Raw genomic sequence first — 18274 nt, 5'->3', positions numbered from 1 at the left:
CCGCCCTCACTTACGCTTGATCAGGTTGACGCGGCCGGACGAACGGGCCGCGCCGGAGGCATGCAGCAAGGCCTCGACGACTTCGCCGCCTTCAGCCTGCTTGCCATGATGTTGGTGGTTGGTGGGGCCGAGCGCCCGGATCCGCTCGCGATAGCTGAGCGGCGCCCAGATGCCGTCCGCATCCACCAGGTCGATGAGATAGGCGTCGATCACCACCGTCGGCTGGTTCTTGCCGTGCGCCTCCGCCTCCTGGGCGGCCGCGTCGTCGTCGAACAACTGGGCGTCGGCGAAGCGCTCCACCCATTGGCCCTCGCGCCAGAAGACGACCTCGCCGTCGATCAGCCGATTGGCGGTGAGCGCCTTCATGCCCGAACTTTCCTCAGAACAGCTTCAACTTGCGGTGGGGCTTGCCCGGCATGCGCCAGGGCCATGGCTTCGCCCACGATCAACAGAGCGGGACCACTGACGCTTTCGGCGGCTTGCGGCAGGCCGGCCAAGGTCGTTAACACCCGCCGCTCGTCGGCGCGGGACGCGTTCTCGACGATCAGCGCCGGCGTGGAGCCCGCGCGCCCGGCGCCCAGCAGGCGCGCCGCAATCGGCCCGGCCATGGAGACGCCCATGTAGATCACGACGGTCAGGTTCGGCTTAGCCAGGCTTTCCCAGTCGAGGTCCGGCTCCCCGCCCTTGGCGGCGTGGCCAGTGACAAAGGTCACCGCCTGCGCCGAGCCGCGGTGAGTCAGCGGCGCGCCCGCACCCGCGCCCGCGGCCAAGGCCGCCGTGACGCCCGGCACAACCTGGCATTCGACGCGCGCCTCACGGCAAGCCTCGAGCTCCTCGCCGCCCCGACCGAAGATGAACGGATCGCCGCCCTTCAGACGCACCACTTTCAGCCCATCGAGGGCGAAAGCGACCAGCATCCGGTTGATTTCGTCCTGGCTGTAGGAGTGCCGCGACTTGCGCTTGGCCACCGAGATCCGCCGCGCCGACGCGGGCGCCAGGTCAAGGATCTCGTCAGACACCAAGCCGTCGTGCACCACGACCTCGGCGGCCTGCAGCACTTTCAGCGCCTTGATCGTCAGAAGCTCCGGATCGCCCGGTCCCGCCCCCACCAGCCACACGGCGCCGGCCGCGCGCTTGGGCGCGCCGTTCAGAAGCACGAAGCTCCCCGAACGCTTGGACCTGTTCTCGTGGTTGGGCATGGAGTTTAAGCTTCTCTAAAAGCGAAGAACGCTTGAATCAGGACGGGACGGGCTTGCACCCGCCCCGCCAAACGCCCGCCGATGAAAAGGGCCGATACAGCGGCGGACGCTTGCAATTAGGTGCCGCAAAGGCCACTTCGCAACCCAAGGACTTCTGCCGGGGGCGTCAGGAAAACTTATGGATCGACCGCAAGAGCGCAGGCGGCTGCCGCCGCTCAACGCGCTGCGCGCCTTCGAGGCCGCCGCACGTCATCTGAACTTCAGCCGCGCCGCCGACGAGTTGTCCGTGACGCCGGGCGCCGTCAGCCAGCAAATCCAGAACCTGGAAGACTATGTAGGCGCCGCGCTGTTCAAGCGCACGCCCAAGGGCCTCCTGCTGACCGACGCGGCGCAGACCGCCCTGCCCGCTCTGCGCGAGGCCTTCGACCGCCTCGCCGAGGCCGCATCGCTGCTGACCGCAGCGGTCGACGGGCGCCGTCTCACCATCACCGCGGCGCCCTCCTTCGCCGCCAAGTGGCTGGTGCCGCGCCTCGGCAAGTTCGAGCAGGCCCACCCGCAGGTGGACGTGTGGCTGTCCGCCGGCCTGGAACTCGTCGATCTCACGGCCGGCGAGGTCGACGTGGCGATCCGTTACGGCGCCGGTCGCTATCCGGGCCTGGAGGTTCGCCGCCTCATGAGCGAGACGGTGATCCCGGTGATCAGCCCCGAGCTGCTCGCGCAGACGCCGCTCAGCTCGCCGGAGGACCTGTCCTCTCACGTCCTTCTGCACGACGGCTCGCCCGATCTCGACGATTCCTGCCCTGACTGGTCCATGTGGCTGGCGGCGCGGGGGGTGAAGGGCGTGGACGGCATGCGCGGCCCTCGCTTCAACCAGTCGAGCCTCGTCATCGAAGCGGCGGTGAACGGCCGCGGCGTGGCCCTGGCCAAGCAGACCCTGGCCCAGGCCGACCTCGAAGCCGGCCGGCTGGTCGCGCCTTTGCAGATCGCCACCGCGGTCGACTTCGCCTATTACCTCGTCCATCCCAAGGCCAAGGGCCGGCTTCCGCAGGTCAAGGCTTTCATCAGCTGGATCGAAGCCGAAGCCCAGGCGCACGAGGACGCGCTGCGGGCGATCAACAACGGCGCCGGCATCTAGACGAGATCGCTAGTGAGCTTAGCAACCCTCCCCCCGACCGATGAGCGCCCTGCCCCGGCCGATTGCCAGACCATGGCGGACGTGCGGCAAGGCGTCGACGCCCTGGATCGCGCCCTGGTCCTGATGCTCGCCGAGCGTCAGCGCTACATGGATGCCGCCGCCCGCATCAAGCAGAACCGCGACGCCGTGCGCGACAACGCGCGGGTTGAGGACGTGGTCGCCAAGGTGAAAGCCGCCGCCCGTGAAGTCGGCCTTTCCGAAGAGATCGCCGAACCGGTTTGGCGCACCCTGATCGAGCAGTGCATCGCCTACGAATTCACCGTCTGGGACCGGCTTCGCAGCGGGTCCTAGCCGCTCTTGGCCGCGCGATAGGCATCGATCGCTGCAACCACGCGGATCAGTTCGGCCCGCAACGCTGGAACGTCCGCCTCCCCGCCGAACTCCGCGACATCCGCCAGATCCCCCAAGGTGCGCGCGCCGATCCCACGGCCTGCGCCCTTGATGGTGTGCGCCACCTCACGCCGGCTCTGCGCTGGTGCGTCCAGCGACTCGACCCAGCCGGTCGCCTGCTGCCGAAACAGCTCCAGGACCTCGAGAACAATGCCGACGTCACCGGCCATGAAGCCCTCGAGATAAGCAAAATCAACGGGTTCGGAGCCGTCGAAGGAACTCAAGTCAGCACCTCGATTTCGCGTATTGCCAACGCGGGGATTGCGTGTATTTTCCGCGCCCTCGCCGCCGGTCCTCTCAGAGAGCCGGAGCCGGGACGGGTGTATAGCTCAGTTGGTAGAGCAGCTGACTCTTAATCAGCGGGTCCAAGGTTCGAATCCTTGTACACCCACCATCATCAAAGATGTTCGCTGACGTAGCGTTCACGCCGCAGCGCCTTCCGACCTCTTGCAGCTTTGGCTGACCGCATGAGCGGCGCAGGTCGCGTCGCTGCCGCTCGAATCACGCCGCCCGATCGATTTCAGAAACAAGGCGATCTAGCGGCGCCGACGTTCACGAATCCGTGTTCGCGCAACCCGGATTTGTGACCTGAGTTTTATGGTTAAGGTTAGGGGGCGCTCAGGCGATCTCGTGCGGTCTGCTCGACGTGCACGAACGCCAGCCCACAAGCGACTGCGTATTCAATAGTTTGTCCTCGCTCCTGACCCAGTCCGCTTGGTCACATCAGGAGCCTTCATGTCCCAATCCGTGGATACCCCGTCGTCGGTAAAACTCCGTCCCGCCGCCAAGTCCAAGGGCGGTGAAAGCACCCGACAACCGCCTCTCGAGACCGCAACCTTTGCTCCGCCCGCCGCGCGGGCCAGGTCAGCGCGCGACGGACGGCGCGCGACGCAAGCGACACCGGTGCTGTCCATTGTCGCTCCCACCTACAACGAAAGAGGCAACATCCGCCCGCTGGTGGAGGCGATCGCAGCCTCTATGGGCGATACCCGCTGGGAGCTGATCATTGTCGACGACGACAGCCCCGATGGCACCTGCCAGGAAGTGGCCGCCGTCGCTCGTGAGGGAGCGCCGGTGCGCTGCATCCGCCGGGTCGGTCGGCGCGGCCTGTCCTCGGCCGTGGTTGAAGGCGTGATGAGCGCCACGGCTGACGTTGTCGCCGTCATGGATGCCGACCTGCAGCACGACGAGCGGCTTCTACCTCGCATGCTCGAAACCCTTCGGACCACGGACGCGGATTTGGTCGTGGCCAGCCGGCACGTCGAGGGCGGCGGCCTAGGCGAGTGGAGCGCGATCCGCCGTCGGATGAGCGAGTTCGCCACCTGGTCGTCGCGGATCTTGATCGGCGACGCTGTCAGCGATCCGATGAGCGGCTTCTTCATGACCCGCCGCGCGGTGTTCGACGCGGTCGTCTACGACCTCTCTCAGCAGGGCTACAAGATCCTGCTGGACGTGCTGACCTCCTCCCCTCGCCAACTGAAAGTGGTGGAAACGCCCTACGTGTTCCGCGACCGCCGCTCGGGCGAGAGCAAGGTCGAGGCGATGATCATCCTCGAGTACGCCTTCCTGCTCATTGAGAAGTTCTCGAAAGGGCTGATCCCGCCCCGCTTCGTGCTGTTCGCCGCCGTCGGTTTCATGGGCCTGGCGGTCCACTTGGCGGTGCTGAACGCGATGAAGATCGCCGGCCTGGCGTTCTTGCCGGCTCAAGCTGTCGCCACGCTCTCGGCGATGACCTTCAACTACGTCCTGAACAACACGATCACCTACAGGACCGAACGTCTGAAGGGCCTCAGGTTCCTAGTCGGCTATGTCACCTTCTGCGGAGTCTGCAGCCTGGGTGCGGTGGCCAACATCAGCGTGGCCAACCTGACCATGAGCGAGATGCACAGCTGGCCGCTTGCCGGCGTCGCCGGCGCTCTGATGAGCTCTGTATTCAACTTCGGCGTGGCTAACCGCCTTGTCTGGGGCCGCCGTCGCCGTCCTGCGACGCCGATGGTCGTGCAAGCGGCGATCGCCTGAACGTCGGTCGCGGAACGAAAGCCGGAGCAGAACCCATGGCCGATCTCGCCGCCTCTCCGGGCGGGTTGAACAACTGCGCCGCTCGGCCCGCATGGGCCGGGCGGTCAATGAGCGGCGCGACATTCGCCGCCCTGATGTCCACCATCTTCGCTCTGGGAGCTGCCCTTCGGTTCTGGGACCTGGCCCGAGCGCCGATCTGGATGGACGAGGCCTTCTCGTACATGGCGGCGCAGCTGCCGCTACAGACCATCCTCTTCGGACAGATCGACAACCATCCGCCGCTCTTCTTCGCGCTTCAGCACCTCTGGCTCTCGGCGCAGCCCAGCATCGAGGCGCTCAGAGTTCCAGCGGCCTTGGCCGGAAGCCTCGCCGTGCTGATCACCGGGTTGGCTACAGCCGACCTGGTGTCGCGCCGAGCCGGCCTAGCCGCGGCCGCCTACTTGGCGCTTTGCACCGGTCACATCTACTTCAGCCAGGATGCCCGGATGTATCCGCTGCTCAGCCTGGGCCTCGCCCTCGCATTTTGGGGCCTCGTTGGCTTGGCTCAGCGTCCTGAACGCCGGCTGCCTTACGCGGCGCTCTACGTCGCTGGCGGCGTGGTGGCGGTCTATTCCCAGCTGCTGGCGCTGGTGTTCCTTGCCCTACTGAACGCCGCCTTGGTGCTGTGGGCCGTTGCTGCGCAGCGCTGGAAAGCAGCCGTTGCGCCCATTGTCCTGAGCAACCTCGTGCTTGGCGTGCTCAGCATCCCCTGGCTGCTGTCGATGGCCACTGCGATGGATACATTCCACGGGCTCAAGACCTTCGGCCCGCGCACCGCCGTCTGGTTCTTCAACAACATGGTCGGCTTTCCAGGTCTCCCGAAGCCGCTCAAGACGCCGGCGAACCTGCTCTTCGTCGCCCTTCTGCTGTTCGGCGCCTTCCGCGCTTGGCGCGGCGGCGAACGAGCCGTGGTGCTGGCCACCGTGACAGGCCTGCTCGCTTTTCCGATGGCGCTCGTGGTGCTGAACACGCGCGAGGCGATCCTGGAAAACCGCGTCTTCACGCCGTGCGAGGTTGCGGCGGCGGTCCTGTTCGGATTGGCGGCGACCAGCCTAAAGCCGGCGGCGCTGCGCTATGCGGTTCTGAGCGCAGTCTTGCTGCTTTCCGCAGCCTCCAGCTTCGCCGAGCACCGCCTGCGCGTGAAGCCTGAGGATCCTCGCCAGGTTCTCGTGAGCGCTGCGCAGCATGGCTTCTCGGAAGCCCCAGTCGTCACCTGCCACTTCCTCCCCGCCATGAGCGCCCACCTGACCGCGCCAGATCACCCGGTCTACTTCCTGGGACTGGATGGTCCGGTGCGTGTGGACCAGGACTTCCATCGCGTGATCGCGATGTCCATGAACGCTCTGCACCGCGCTCGCTCAGCCGACTACGCCCGCTACATCGGAGGGAACGCTAACGTGGCCCAGAACGAGCGCACGCTTGCGAGCGGCGGTCGCGTAATCGCGGTCAGCTCCTCATGCAGGGAGAACCGGGTGGACGAGTATCTGTCGGCGCTTGGAATGACGAAGGTCGCCGAACCTGCCATCCATCCGGCGCCGCGCACGATCTTCACCAACGTCTACACAGAGGTTGGACTCTGGAAGAAGCCGGGGGCCTGACCTCGGCATCTAAGCCCTGGCGGCGGCTTGCTCCGCGAGCTGGCGACGATCCACGGCCCACGACAAGCTCCAAAACAGCAGGCCGCCGATCGCCAGGCCCGACCCGACCCAACCGGTGGAGGTCCAGCCGAAGCCCGCGGAGATCGCCAAGCCGCCGAGCCACGGGCCCAAGGCGTTGGCGGTGTTGAAGGCGCTGTGGTTCAGCGCCGCCGCCAGGGTCTGGGCCTCCCCCGCCACATCCATCAGCCGGGTCTGCAGAACCGAACCCAGGCCACCGCCGCAGCCGATCAGGAACACCGCCGGAAGGATCGTCCAGAAGCTGGGCGCCGCGAATGGGTAGAGCGCCAGCGCTGCGGCGCTCCAGAGCAGAAGGCCTGCGATGGCCGGCATCTGCATACGGTCCGCCGCCCAGGCGCCCGCCAGGTTGCCCACCGTCAGCCCGCCGCCGAAGACGGCGAACACCACCGGCTCGAGTTCCGCGCCCACGCCCGTGACCGCGCGCAGGGTGGACGCGAGATAGGCATAGACCGCGAACATGCCGCCGAAGCCGATCGCGCCGGTGCCCAATGTCAGCCAAACCTGCAGCCGCTTCAGGGCGCCAAGCTCCTTCAGAGGGCTGGCGTCCGGCCGCGCGGCGTCCTTGGGGGCCAGCCAGGTGACCAGCACCATGGTCAGCACCGCGAGGCACGCGACCACGGCGAATGTGGACCGCCAACCCAGGGCCAGGCTGAGGGCCTTGGCGAACGGGACCCCGATCACCGTCGCAATGGTGAGGCCCATCAGAACCCGTGCCACGGCCTGGGTCCGCTTTTCGGCCGGCACCAGCGATGCAGCAACGAGAGCGGCGACGCCGAAGTAGGCGCCGTGGGGCACGCCGCTCAGGAAGCGGAACGCCAGCATCCACTCATAGGAGGGCGCCAGCGCGCTGAGGCCGTTGCCCACGGCGAACAGCCCCATCAATCCGATCAGCAGGATGCGTCGGGAGAGCCGCGCGCCCAGCACCGCCAGCACAGGCGCGCCGATCACCACGCCGAGAGCGTAGGCGCTGATCACATGCCCCGCCGTCGGCTCGTCGATCCCCAGGCCGGCTGCAAACTCGGGCAGCACGCCCATGGCGGCGAATTCGGTAGTGCCGATGGCGAAGCCGCCCATCGCCAGAGCCAACAAGACGAGGCCCACGCGATGGGTCGCCGGAACGGCTTCGTCGCCCGCGCGGGGCGGCGAAAGAGGTGTCGATGTCATTTGATTCCGCAACGCAGCAAGGCTTGGGCGTCCGCAACATAAGGACGCACGTCCCATGCACAACCGCGTCTTGGTCGAATATGGCCTGCCTCGCACGGTAAGCCGTCCGACCAGCGTTGATCGCGACACTCCGCGCCTGTGCGCGGGCGCAACATCTGTGGAAGAAAGCGCGCCGTTGCGACCAACACACCTTTTGACACGTTGCTAGCGGCGTGAAGGCCCTCATCTCTCCCCCCATGTTCACCCGTCGATTCCTGGTCTCCTTTGCAGCGCTTGCGGCAGGCTCATTGCCCGCCGCCGCCTTCGGCCAGGCCGCGCCCATGACCGCCGCTCCGCCGGCGCTTCTGCCGCGGCTCACGCCCGAGCAGCTCGCTTTGGCTGTGAAGGTGCTGAACGCCGCCGACACCCATGGGCTCGCGAAGCGCAACTTCAGCCCGGGCGATCCGGCGGAACAGGTGACGTCCGCACTGGTTGACTATGCCCGCGAGATCCACGTGGGCCGGTTGGCGCCGGAGGAGTTCCCGGCGGACTGGGCCGTTCGCCCGGCGCCCTATGATCCCCGCAACGAGCTTGCCGCGGCGGCGGCGTCGAACCGGCTGGGCGAGTGGTTGGAGGGCTTGCCGCCGCCCTACTCCGGCTATCGCGCCTTGAAGCGCGGCTTGGCGCAGTACCGGCAGATCGCCGCTGATGGCGGCTGGCCGACCATCCCGGCCGGCGAGGCGTTCGGTCTTGGCGCCTCTGGTCCGCGCGTGAGCGCCCTGCGCGCTCGCCTCGCGGTGGAGGACAAGGCGGTCACGACGACGGGCGCGAGCTTTGACGCGCCCCTCCAGCAGGCGGTGATCCGGGCGCAGCGCCGTTTTGGGCTAAAGCCGGATGGCGTGGTGGATGCCGGCACGCTTACGGCGCTGAACCAACCCGTTGGCCAGCGGGTGTTACAGATCATCGCCAACATGGAACGCTGGCGCTGGCTACCGCCAGAAATGCCGGCCACCCGGGTGCAGGTGAACTCCGGCGCGGCCATCGTCACCCTGTTCCGCGACGACAAGCCGGTGCTGTCGATGAAGGCCGTTTCGGGCCGGCCTGGGGACGAGACCCCCATGCTGTTCTCGCAGATTCACAGCGTGGTCCTGAACCCGCCTTGGAATGTGCCCTCCTCCATCGCCAACAAGGAGCTGTGGCCCAAGGAGAAGAAGAACCCTGGCTACCTGAAGCGGAACGGCTTCACCGTCATCTCCACGGAAGGCGGTGGCAGTCGGCTCCAGCAGAAGGCCGGCGATCAGAGCGCCCTCGGCCGATACAAGTTCGACTTCGACAATCCCTTTGCGGTGTTCCTGCACGACACGCCGTCGCAGAGCACCTTCTCGCGTTACGGCCGCCAGGCCAGCCACGGGTGCGTGCGCCTGGAGAAGCCCGCCGCCCTCGCGGAAGCCCTGCTCCAGGGGGATCCCCAGTGGACGCCGGAAGCCATCAAGTCGACGGTCGCGGCCGGCAAGACGGTGCGTGCCCGCCTGCCCCAGCAGATCCCGGTTTTCATCTTCTACTGGACGGCGTTCGGCGGTGCGGATGGACAGATGAATTTCCGCTCCGATCCCTATAATTGGGATCGCATGCTGCTGCAGCGGACCGGAACCCTCGCGCCGCCGGCCAGCAAAGCCTAGGAGCCGACGTCAGATGAGAAACTTGGGCCGCATCCTGCTTTTCGTCGCGGCCTTGGTGCTCGCACTGTTGATTGGAGTTCTGATCGGCCAGCGCCGTTCGGCTGAGACGGCGAGCGAACAGCCCGCATCCGGCGTGCAGATCACGACGGAGGCTCCTGTCAGTGCAGAGCCGGCGCCCGCTCCCCTGCCGGCGCCCGTCGTCGCGCCGCCGGCCGCCGCGCCGGTCACGCCGCCGCCGGTTGATCAGCAGGTGCAGGACGATGCCGCTGCGGTAGGCATGACCACCCGCGACGAGCCGGAAGTCCAGGACGAGCCGGACGCCCCGGCTGGCGCTCAGGGCGAGGCTGACCCCGCGCCAGCGACGAACTAGCTTAGGCGCCCGTCCACTGGCGCACGCGCGCTACGTCCACGTGGACGAAATTGGAAACGGGATAGTAGCCGACGCCGCCGGCCTTCACGTCCCAGGCGGCCTTGCGCAGGTTGCTGAGCTCAACGCCTGGGACACGCACGTCCACGGCCTTGCCGTGGGTGTGCTGACTGTTGGACGCCACGCCCGACGACTTGGCATGCAGCATGGCGTTGGTCTTGGGCGAACGGTAGCCGGAGATGATCTGGAACGGCTGGCGCGTATCGAGCCGCGTGCTGATCTCGTTCAGGGTGTCGAACAGGCGCTCGTCCATCTCGTGCTGTTCGCCGTTGCGCCAGTCGCGGAGGACTCGGCGCACCGCATGCAGAGCGTCGGGAACATACTGCCCCCGTTCGAAGTAGACGTCGTTGAACTTGTCGCCGGTGTGCAGGTTGTGCAGGGCGACCCGGCGGATCGCAGGCCCCGCTTGCGGAGCAAGGGTTTGAGCGAGGCTCACGCCCGGCATGGCGGCTGCGCTCAAGACCGCGCCTGCGCCCAGGCGAAGAAGTCCACGTCGTGCCAGCATCTCGGTCATCTAAGCTACGCCCCGATATCGCCGCCCCACGGCCACGCAGGTGAAAGTCTAGGCGCGGAGCCTTAAGGTCAACCTAAGCCACAGGCCGGTGCGACCACCCGCCGCAAGATGCTCAACGGCGCGCCAAGAAGAAACCCCGCCGGCGAGGCCGACGGGGTTTCGTTGTTCGGTCGATGCAGCGACGGCGGTCAGCCGTCAGCTGGCGCGTCCTACTTCAGGTGCTGCGCCAGGTGCTTGTTCATCTCGAACATCGACACCTTGTCCTTGCCGCTGAACACCGGCTTCAGCTTGTCGTCGGCGACGATCTCGCGCTTGTTTTCCGGGTTCTGCAGGTTGTTCTTCTTGATGTAGTCCCAGATCTTGGAGACCACTTCACCACGCGACAGCTGCGCGGAGCCGACGACGGCGGCGAGCTCCGGCGAAGGCGTGAGCGGCTTTTGCAGAGCGTTGGTTTTCTTCGTGTCGGCCATTGGGCTCCCCCAGCTAGAAATCGAGCGTCCGCCTCTTCGCAGCGCGTAAGAAGCTGAGTCGCTTAAGCCATCCTAGGTGCGGACTTCGCAGCGCGCCACCTAGAGAAGCGCGCTGCGGCGTCGCTGGGCGTGTAAAATCAGCGCAGGTCGCTCTGCGAGGCGCGGTAGGCGTCGCGCTCTTGGGGAGAGCGAGCCTCCGGCGAACGGCTCGTCAGGTCCTCACCGCCCTCGTCGGCGATGGTGTCATAGAGCGCGGCGGTGGCCCGTTCGGTCATCGGGTCCTTGCTCTTGTCGCGGGTGGAATAGCGCACAGCGCCATAGGCCATCGCGATGCCCAGCACGGCGACCCCGATCACTGTGGTCATGAACCAGCCCACCCCGCCGACGTCGGCTCCGCCTTGCGGCGCCTGGGGATTGGTTCCGATCGACTCGAGGATGCCGAAGAAGGCGGTCATGCCCATCGCCCAGAAAGCGGCGGCGGCGGCCCAGGCAAGCCAGATGAAGGCCTGCGCGCCGACGTCACGGCGCAGCGACCTGGGCGCATTCAGGTCGGGCGCGTAGTTGGCGGCTTCAGAAGGATGCACCGCGGCGGCGGTGGAATGGCTGTACGGCTGGGTGGCCATGGTTGGGTCTCTCAAAGCTCATGCCGGCTAACCGGCTTCGCTTGGAAAAACCCTGATCTAAGCCTGGGTTCCCGCCGCTGGGATCAGGCGATCTCGTTGCGAACGGCCGAAACAAACTCCACCAGAGCCGAGCGAGCCGGACCACGCGGCAGCTCCGAATAGGCGCGCAGGAGCTCCACCGCGCCCGGTTCGGCCAGCAGGGCGGCCACCTCGTCGATGGCGCCGCTGGACGCGCTGCCCTCGCCGAACATCTCGGCCACCGGGGCCTGCAGGGTGTTGGCGATCCGGGCGAGCATCGAGGCGCTTACGCGGTTGGAGCCGCGCTCGTACTTCTGGATCTGCTGGAACGTCACGCCGGCGGCCTCGGCCAGCGCCTGTTGCGAAAGCCCGCGCATCTTGCGCAGGAGACGGATGCGGGCGCCAACGGCCACATCCACAGGATCGGGCGCCGTTTCCACTTTCTGCATCGTGTTGTCTCCGTAAAGCCTGGCGGCCGAAGCCGGTGGGCCTCGAGCGGGCAAGCGCGCGGCGAATCGCCGGCAAGCGCGAGCGGGTGGCCCGACGTCCGGATAGCACGGCGGCCCTGCTGTGACGATGGCGCTTATGAAATGTAAACGGCCCCGCTTGATCGCGGGGCCGTCACAGAGTGTCCGGAAGGACGTCTTAGCTGGCCGCGATGGCCCGCGCGGCGCTCTGGGCCGCGATCGTGGTGCGCCCTTCCCGCTCGGCGATGCGGCGGAAGGTGGCGAGCGACTGACCGACCACCTGGTCCATGTTGTAGTACCGGTAGGTCGCCAGTCGGCCCACGAAGTGGACGTTCGGCGTCTCCAGCGCCAGGGCCTCGTACTTCTTGTAGAGCGCCTGGTTCTCCGGGCGCGGCACGGGATAGTAGGGGTCGCCGTCGGCCCGGGGATATTCGTAGGTGATGGTGGTCACCTTCGAGCTTTGGCCGGTCAGGTGCTTGTACTCGCTGATCCGCGTGTAGGGCGTCTGCTCGTCCGGATAGTTCACCGTGCCGACGGACTGGAACCACTCCTGCTGGAGGGTCTCGTGCCGGAAGGCGAGGCTCCGGTACGGGAGCTTTCCGTAGCGGTGGTCGAAGAACTCGTCGACCGGGCCCGTGAAGATCAGGTGGTCGTAGACCGTCTCGGCGCGGGCGTCTTCGTACTCGACGCCCGTTTCGACCGTCAGGCCCTTCTGGTCGAGCATGTTCTCGAACATCCGGGTGTACCCGTCGAGCGGCATGGCCTGGAACTTGTCGGTGAAGTAGCGGTCGTCCTCGTTGGTTCGGGTCGGGACGCGGGCGGTGACCGACTTGTCCAGCTCAGACGGATCCAGGCCCCACTGCTTGCGCGTGTAGCCGCGGAAGAACATCTCGTAGAGCTCACGGCCGACCTTGGAGACCACCACGTCCTCGGACGTGCGGATCTTCTCGACCTCCTCGCCACGGCTGGCCAGGAAGGCTTCCGCTTCATCATCGGTCTTCAGGTTGACGTTGTAGAGCATGTTCAACGTCGTGCGGTTGATCGGCATCGGCACCAGCAGCCCGCCGCGAACGGACGCCAGCACACGGTGCTCGTACGGCCGCCACTTGGTGAACTGCGAAAGGTAGCCGCTCACCTCCTCCGAGTTGGTGTGGAAGATGTGCGGACCGTACTTGTGCATCAGCACGCCGGCCGCATCCTTCTCGTCGAAGGCATTGCCGGCGATGTGCGGACGCTTGTCGATCAGCAGCACGCGCTTGCCGAGCTGAGTGGTCAGGCGCTCAGCCAGGACAGAGCCGGCGAAGCCGGCGCCGACGATCAGGTAATCGAAGGGCTTGTTGCGCGAGGCGGGGCGGATCGCGGGCGCGGCGACGCCGGATTGCGCCAGGGCGTCGCTGGCCGCCTGCTCGCGCTGGGCGATGGCCGAGGAGATCTCCGCGTTCATGCGCGTGAAGGTCTCGTCCCAGGACAGGGCCGAAAGCGCGGCGTCCACTTCCTTCAGCCACTCGCCGCGGGTGCGCGACAAAGCCAGGGCCTGTTCGCAGCCCGCGATGAACTCCTCGGTGGTTTGCGCCACCTTTACCGCTTCCAGGTCGCCGTAGTGGCGAACCACGTCGACGATGGGCGTGGACACCACCGGCCGGCCGCCCGCCAGGTATTCCGGCGTCTTGGTCGGGCTGATGAAGCGGGTCGACTCGTTGATCGCGAACGGCATCAGCGCCACGTCCCAGCCGCCCAGATAGCGCGGCAGGTCGTCGTAGCCCTTGCCGCCCAGGTAGTGGAGGTTCGGACGCTGCGGCAGGTGCGCCGGATCGATCTTCACCACCGGCCCGACAACCACGATGCTCCACTCCGGCCGGGCTTCGGCCAGGGAGTCCAGCAGCTGGAGATCCATGCGCTCGTCAACCACGCCGTAGAAGCCGAAACGCGGCTGCGGCAGGTGCGCCTGGTCTTCCGGGGTCTCGCGCAGCACCCGCGCCTTGGCGAAGTGCGCCCGATCCACGCTGGACGGGAACGGATGGATGTTGGGGTGACGGTCACGCTTGGCTTCCCACAGCGAATAGCCGCCGGTGAAGACCACGTCCGACAGGTTCATCAACTCCCGCTCGAGGATGGTCAGCTCGGGCGGGGCGAACTTGAAGTTCGCCAGCTCGTCCATGCAGTCATAGACGGTGCAGATCGCATCGATGTGCCGGGAGAAGCTCAGCATCATCGGGGTGTAGTACCACCGGACCAGGTCGCCCTCGTTCTCGGCGATCAGGCCGTCGAGGAGGGTGCGCAGCGTCTCTTCGCGCGCTTCGCCCTGGATGGCGTCCGGGATCGCTGGCGTGACGACGAACACGCCGCTGTCCGGGCAGGTGCGGGTGTTGAGACGAGCTTCAGCAACGTCCGGGCCACCCACCGGTTCTTCCCAGAAGATGACCTTCCGACCCTTGGCGAAACGGGTCATCAGGTGTTGCGGCCGCTGGAAGACAAAGTCCCAGCGCAGATGCGAGAAGCAGATCAGAGTCTGACGACCTCGGTCGCGGCCCCCGGCGAGCGTTGACAACGGCGCAGCGCCTTCGGCGCTCGGGAACCACTGAGTGTTCAAGGGCGCATTCCTTTTGTTGTTTGCAGACACACGAAGCCCGCTTTGTGAACTCTCATCTTCCACAAAGGTTCCAGAGGCTTGACCCTACGAGAACCTCCGCAGCGCGCATGAAAAAGGCCGGGTTTCCCCGGCCTTCTGAAGGAACATGCCCCAACACCTTACGGAGCTCAGGCAAGAACTTTGGCGCGGCGCTGACCGGCCGGTCCACGCACGCCAGAGCCGTAGGCGGGGCTGCGCTCCCAGCGCAGGGCGTCCGTGACGATCTGGTCCAGCGACGAGCGCGTCGCCTTCCAGCCCAACAGCGCCTGCGCGCGGCTCGGATCGGCAACCAGGCTCGGGGGATCGCCCGCTCTGCGCGCGCCGATACTGTGCGGCACGGGACGGCCGACGGCGCGACCCACGGCCTCCACCACCTCCAGCACGGAAGCGCCCTTGCCGGTCCCGACGTTGACCGCTTCGAAGGCGCCCGCCGGCAGGTCGGCCTCGATGGCCGCCACGTGCGCGGCGGCGAGGTCGTTCACGTGGATGTAGTCGCGCAGGCAGGTGCCGTCCGGCGTGTCGAAGTCGTTGCCGAACACCGTGAGCGGCTTGCCGTCGCCAAGGGCCGCGGCGATCGCCAGCGGGATCAGATGGCTCTCCGGCTCATGCGCCTCGCCGATCTGACCGGAGGGATCCGCACCGGCGGCGTTGAAGTATCGCAGCGCCACGGCGGTCAAGCCGTAAGCCCGGCACTGGGCGTCGATCAGCCACTCGCAAGCAAGCTTGGTGTCGCCGTAAGGGCTGGCCGGCGCCTTTGGCGCGCTCTCCGGGATGCTCTCCAGCGGGCCACGACCACCCTGCCCGTACACCGCCGCGCTCGACGAGAAGACCAGGCGGTTCACACCCTTCTCACGCATGGTGGACAGCAGCGACACCGTCCCGGAGACGTTGTGCTCCCAGAACAGGTCCGGCTTCACGGTGGACCGACCCACCTCGATCAAGCCGGCGAAGTGGATCACCGCCTTGACGCCGTGGGTTTCCATGGCCTCGCCCAGGGCGCGGCTGTCCCGGATGTCGCCATGCACGAACGCGCCCCAGCGGACCGCTTCGCGGAACCCTGAGCTGAGGCTGTCGTAGACGACTGGGAAATAGCCGAGCTCGTGAAGAGCCTTGGCCGTATGTGCGCCGATGTAGCCGGCCCCGCCCGTGACAAGCACGGCGTACTTAGAACCCCGATCCATGACCGCCATAATCCCTTTCACGCGCCTCGGTTCCAAGCCGGGAAGGCTCAACCAGGGAACGAAACAACCCGGGCATGGCTTAGAACATGCAGTTGTGACGGGGAAAGCCACGCTAGATGCGCAAACTCGAGCTTTGGGGCGGTCACGAGTGCACCGTGAACCGCGTTGGCGGCGCGTACCACGATCAAACCATCCGGTCGGGTCACCAGCATCGCATCTCAGATCTCGAGCTGTTCGCTGACCTGGGGCTGAAGGCCCTGCGCTACCCCGTGCTCTGGGAGCGCATTGCGCCCGAGCGGCCCGACAGCTTCGACTGGCGCTGGACCGACGAGCGTCTGACGCGCATCCGCGATCTCGGCATGCGACCCGTCGCCGGGTTGCTTCACCACGGCAGCGGCCCCCGCTACACCAGCCTCGTCGACCAGGACTTCCCTCTCGCCTTCAGCCGCTACGCCCGCGCCGTTGCGGAGCGTTACGGCTGGGTCGAGGAGTGGACGCCGGTGAACGAGCCGCTCACCACCGCCCGCTTCTCCGCCCTTTATGGGCACTGGTATCCGCACCTGTCGGACGAGCACGTCTTCTGGGCGGCGCTGCTGAACGAAATCGACGGCACCCGTCTGGCCATGCGCGAGATCCGCCAGGTCAACGCGGGCGCCCAGCTCATTCAGACTGAGGACCTCGGCCGCACCTACTCGACCCGGGCCGTGGCCCATCAGGCCGAGTTCGACAACATCCGCCGCTGGATGACCTGGGACCTGCTGTGCGGAAAGGTCACCCGCGAGCACCCCCTCTGGGCCCGGCTGAGCGACTTCGGGTTCGCCGACCGCCTGCGCGCCATCGCTGACGATCCCTGCCCGCCGGATGTCATCGGCGTGAACCACTATCTCACCAGCGAGCGGTTCCTGGATCATCGCACGGACGCCTATCCGCCGGAGCGCGTGGGCGGCAACGAGTTCATGGCCTTCGCCGACGTGGAGGCGATCCGTGTCTGTCTGCCCGCGCCCGCGGGCGTCGAGGGTGTGCTCCAGGAGGCGTGGGATCGCTACCAGATCCCGCTCGCCATCACCGAAAGCCACAACGGCTGTACCCGCGAGGAACAGGTGCGTTGGGTGCGCGAGGCGTGGGAGACCGCCGAGCGTCTGCGCGGCCGCGGCGCGGAGGTGGTGGCTGTCACCGCCTGGGCCCTGCTCGGGACCTACGACTGGAACAGCCTGCTGACCCGCCATGTGGGCCATTACGAGACCGGCGCCTTCGACGTTCGCACCGGGACACCGCGGCCGACCGCAATCGCGGCCGAGCTGAAGCGGCTCGGCACGGGTCAGGGCGAGGCCCACCCGGGCACCCTGGGGCCAGGCTGGTGGAAGCGAGACATCCGCATGGAATTCCGCCCTGTGTTCCGCACCGTGGAGACGCCGGAGCCGCGCGCGGAGGTGCGGACGCCCGCCTCTCCGACCCGGCCGCTGCTGATCGCCGGCGCGACCGGCACCCTCGGCAAGGCTTTGGCGCGCGCCTGCGAGTGGCGCGGGATCGACTACCGGCTGACCAGCCGAGCCGAACTGCCCCTCAATGACGAAGCCGCCATGAGCCGCCTGCTGGACGAGCTCGAGCCCTGGGCGGTGATCAACGCCGCCGGCTGGGTGCGGGTCGATGACGCCGAGACCGAGGTCGAGGGCTGCATGCAGGCGAACGCCGCCGGCGCGGTCGCCCTGGCTCGGCTCTGCCGTGATCGCGACCTGCCGATGGTCGGCTTCTCCAGCGACCTCGTGTTCGACGGCGCTAAAGGCGAAGCCTATGTGGAAAGCGATGCCGCCGCTCCGCTGAACGTCTACGGGCGCAGCAAGGCCGTGGCTGAGAGCGAGATCCTGGCTTTGGCCGGCAAGCCGCTGATGATCCGGACGGCGGCGTTCTTCTCGCCCTACGACCCCTACAACTTCGCCGCTCACGTGGCGCGCAGCCTGGCTGCGGACACTGAAGTGGTCGCGGCTGACGATCAGGTGGTCTCGCCCACCTATGTCCCGGACCTGGTGGACGCCACGCTGGACCTCCTTTTCGACGGGGAGACCGGGGTGCGCCACCTGGCCAATGCCGGCGCCGTCTCGTGGGCCGAGTTCGGCCGCCAGATTGCAACAGCTCTGGGCCTGAACCCCGCCCTAGTGCGGGGCGTGCCGGGCGCCACCCTCGGCCTGCCTGCCGCGCGCCCGGGGCATACACCTCTGGGCACCGAGCGCGGACAGCTCCTGCCGCCACTTCAAAACGCCATCGCCCGCTACGCCGCCGTCATGGCCGAGGCGGAGTTCGCGGGCGAAGCCGAAGCGATGGCGGATGGTGGAACGCCGGAGGACCGTCAGGTCGGCTCCGGCGCCCGGGTCAGCTAGGCGTCAGCCCAACGGCTTCTGATAGGTCTCGCCGTCGTCTTCGGCGTCGACCTCGAACAGGTCTTCCTCGTTCTCGGACAGCAGTTCGTCCAGGGCGTCGATCACCGCGTCGAGCTGTTCGGGAGAGGCGGCGAAGTCCATCTTCTCACCGGAGTCGTCCTCCAGGTGCAGGACGAAGTCCTCTTCGCGGACCGAGATCGAAAACTTGGCAAGCTGGCGCATGGGGTGTC

General features: G+C 67.1%; 18 protein-coding genes and 1 tRNA gene. 8 read left to right on the top strand and 11 right to left on the bottom strand.

The window, feature by feature from the left end:
- Positions 1 to 6: 6 nt before the first annotated feature.
- Both DJ018_RS11760 and cobA read right to left on the bottom strand, forming a co-directional pair.
- Entirely contained in the window at positions 7 to 366 is a 360-nt protein-coding gene (locus tag DJ018_RS11760) for a DUF2849 domain-containing protein (protein WP_111515133.1), read from the bottom strand.
- Complete coding sequence (cobA, locus tag DJ018_RS11755) at positions 363 to 1199, bottom strand: uroporphyrinogen-III C-methyltransferase (RefSeq protein WP_111515132.1); 837 nt, start codon at positions 1197 to 1199, stop codon at positions 363 to 365. The genes DJ018_RS11760 and cobA overlap by 4 nt, the downstream gene beginning before the upstream one ends.
- A gap of 178 nt (positions 1200 to 1377) precedes the next feature.
- Here cobA and gcvA point away from each other — a divergent pair, with 178 nt between their 5' ends.
- Both gcvA and DJ018_RS11745 read left to right on the top strand, forming a co-directional pair.
- Positions 1378 to 2334 (top strand): transcriptional regulator GcvA, encoded by a 957-nt coding sequence (gene gcvA, locus DJ018_RS11750; protein ID WP_111515131.1) that lies wholly within the window; start codon positions 1378 to 1380, stop codon positions 2332 to 2334.
- Between the two features lie 72 nt (positions 2335 to 2406).
- Positions 2407 to 2685, top strand: a complete 279-nt coding sequence (locus tag DJ018_RS11745; protein WP_111515130.1) for a chorismate mutase — start codon at positions 2407 to 2409, stop codon at positions 2683 to 2685.
- Here the strand turns inward: DJ018_RS11745 and DJ018_RS11740 are convergent.
- Positions 2682 to 3008, bottom strand: a complete 327-nt coding sequence (locus DJ018_RS11740) for an Hpt domain-containing protein (protein ID WP_111515129.1) — start codon at positions 3006 to 3008, stop codon at positions 2682 to 2684. The two genes, DJ018_RS11745 and DJ018_RS11740, sit on opposite strands and share 4 nt — an antisense overlap.
- 94 nt (positions 3009 to 3102) lie before the next feature.
- Between DJ018_RS11740 and DJ018_RS11735 the strand changes: the two genes are divergently transcribed.
- The 3 genes from DJ018_RS11735 (at position 3103) to DJ018_RS11725 (ending at position 6440) form a co-directional block, all read left to right on the top strand.
- Positions 3103 to 3178 (top strand) — tRNA-Lys (locus tag DJ018_RS11735).
- Positions 3179 to 3519: 341 nt separating this feature from the next.
- Positions 3520 to 4803, top strand: a complete 1284-nt coding sequence (locus DJ018_RS11730; RefSeq protein WP_111515128.1) for a glycosyltransferase — start codon at positions 3520 to 3522, stop codon at positions 4801 to 4803.
- A 35-nt stretch (positions 4804 to 4838) separates the two neighbouring features.
- Positions 4839 to 6440, top strand: coding sequence for a glycosyltransferase family 39 protein (locus DJ018_RS11725; RefSeq protein ID WP_111515127.1), 1602 nt, complete (start codon positions 4839 to 4841; stop codon positions 6438 to 6440).
- Positions 6441 to 6449: 9 nt separating this feature from the next.
- On the opposite strand, the gene DJ018_RS11720 is transcribed toward DJ018_RS11725, so the two are convergent.
- Positions 6450 to 7682 carry an MFS transporter gene (locus DJ018_RS11720; protein ID WP_111515126.1) on the bottom strand — a complete coding sequence of 411 codons (1233 nt, stop codon included), beginning with the start codon at positions 7680 to 7682 and terminating at the stop codon, positions 6450 to 6452.
- A gap of 236 nt (positions 7683 to 7918) precedes the next feature.
- Between DJ018_RS11720 and DJ018_RS11715 the strand changes: the two genes are divergently transcribed.
- Together DJ018_RS11715 and DJ018_RS11710 are read left to right on the top strand one after the other, a co-directional pair.
- The gene (locus DJ018_RS11715; protein WP_111515125.1) at positions 7919 to 9340 is read left to right on the top strand and encodes a L,D-transpeptidase family protein; all 1422 of its coding nucleotides are present in this window, start codon (positions 7919 to 7921) and stop codon (positions 9338 to 9340) included.
- Between the two features lie 13 nt (positions 9341 to 9353).
- Positions 9354 to 9710, top strand: coding sequence for a hypothetical protein (locus DJ018_RS11710; RefSeq protein ID WP_133254278.1), 357 nt, complete (start codon positions 9354 to 9356; stop codon positions 9708 to 9710).
- A 1-nt stretch (position 9711) separates the two neighbouring features.
- Here the strand turns inward: DJ018_RS11710 and mepK are convergent, their stop codons facing one another.
- From mepK to galE, 6 genes are all read right to left on the bottom strand, one after another.
- The gene (gene mepK, locus DJ018_RS11705) at positions 9712 to 10281 is read right to left on the bottom strand and encodes a peptidoglycan L,D-endopeptidase MepK (protein ID WP_240609529.1); all 570 of its coding nucleotides are present in this window, start codon (positions 10279 to 10281) and stop codon (positions 9712 to 9714) included.
- A 209-nt stretch (positions 10282 to 10490) separates the two neighbouring features.
- Positions 10491 to 10751, bottom strand: a complete 261-nt coding sequence (locus DJ018_RS11700; RefSeq protein ID WP_111515123.1) for an SWIB/MDM2 domain-containing protein — start codon at positions 10749 to 10751, stop codon at positions 10491 to 10493.
- Between the two features lie 137 nt (positions 10752 to 10888).
- Complete coding sequence (locus tag DJ018_RS11695) at positions 10889 to 11374, bottom strand: hypothetical protein (protein ID WP_111515122.1); 486 nt, start codon at positions 11372 to 11374, stop codon at positions 10889 to 10891.
- Positions 11375 to 11457: 83 nt separating this feature from the next.
- Positions 11458 to 11841 carry a helix-turn-helix domain-containing protein gene (locus DJ018_RS11690; protein WP_111515121.1) on the bottom strand — a complete coding sequence of 128 codons (384 nt, stop codon included), beginning with the start codon at positions 11839 to 11841 and terminating at the stop codon, positions 11458 to 11460.
- 196 nt (positions 11842 to 12037) lie between these two features.
- Positions 12038 to 14449, bottom strand: coding sequence for a UDP-galactopyranose mutase (glf, locus tag DJ018_RS19445; RefSeq protein WP_240609528.1), 2412 nt, complete (start codon positions 14447 to 14449; stop codon positions 12038 to 12040).
- 167 nt (positions 14450 to 14616) lie between these two features.
- Complete coding sequence (gene galE, locus DJ018_RS11680; RefSeq protein ID WP_111515306.1) at positions 14617 to 15669, bottom strand: UDP-glucose 4-epimerase GalE; 1053 nt, start codon at positions 15667 to 15669, stop codon at positions 14617 to 14619.
- Positions 15670 to 15785: 116 nt separating this feature from the next.
- Between galE and DJ018_RS11675 the strand changes: the two genes are divergently transcribed.
- Positions 15786 to 18044, top strand: a complete 2259-nt coding sequence (locus tag DJ018_RS11675) for a family 1 glycosylhydrolase (protein ID WP_111515120.1) — start codon at positions 15786 to 15788, stop codon at positions 18042 to 18044.
- A gap of 3 nt (positions 18045 to 18047) precedes the next feature.
- On the opposite strand, the gene DJ018_RS11670 is transcribed toward DJ018_RS11675, so the two are convergent.
- Positions 18048 to 18266 carry a hypothetical protein gene (locus DJ018_RS11670; RefSeq protein WP_111515119.1) on the bottom strand — a complete coding sequence of 73 codons (219 nt, stop codon included), beginning with the start codon at positions 18264 to 18266 and terminating at the stop codon, positions 18048 to 18050.
- Between the last annotated feature and the right edge of the window lie 8 nt (positions 18267 to 18274).

Origin of the sequence: Phenylobacterium deserti (genome assembly GCF_003254705.1) — a bacterium.
Taxonomy (GTDB): domain Bacteria; phylum Pseudomonadota; class Alphaproteobacteria; order Caulobacterales; family Caulobacteraceae; genus Phenylobacterium; species Phenylobacterium deserti.
This window is presented reverse-complemented; position numbering and strand designations above follow the sequence as displayed.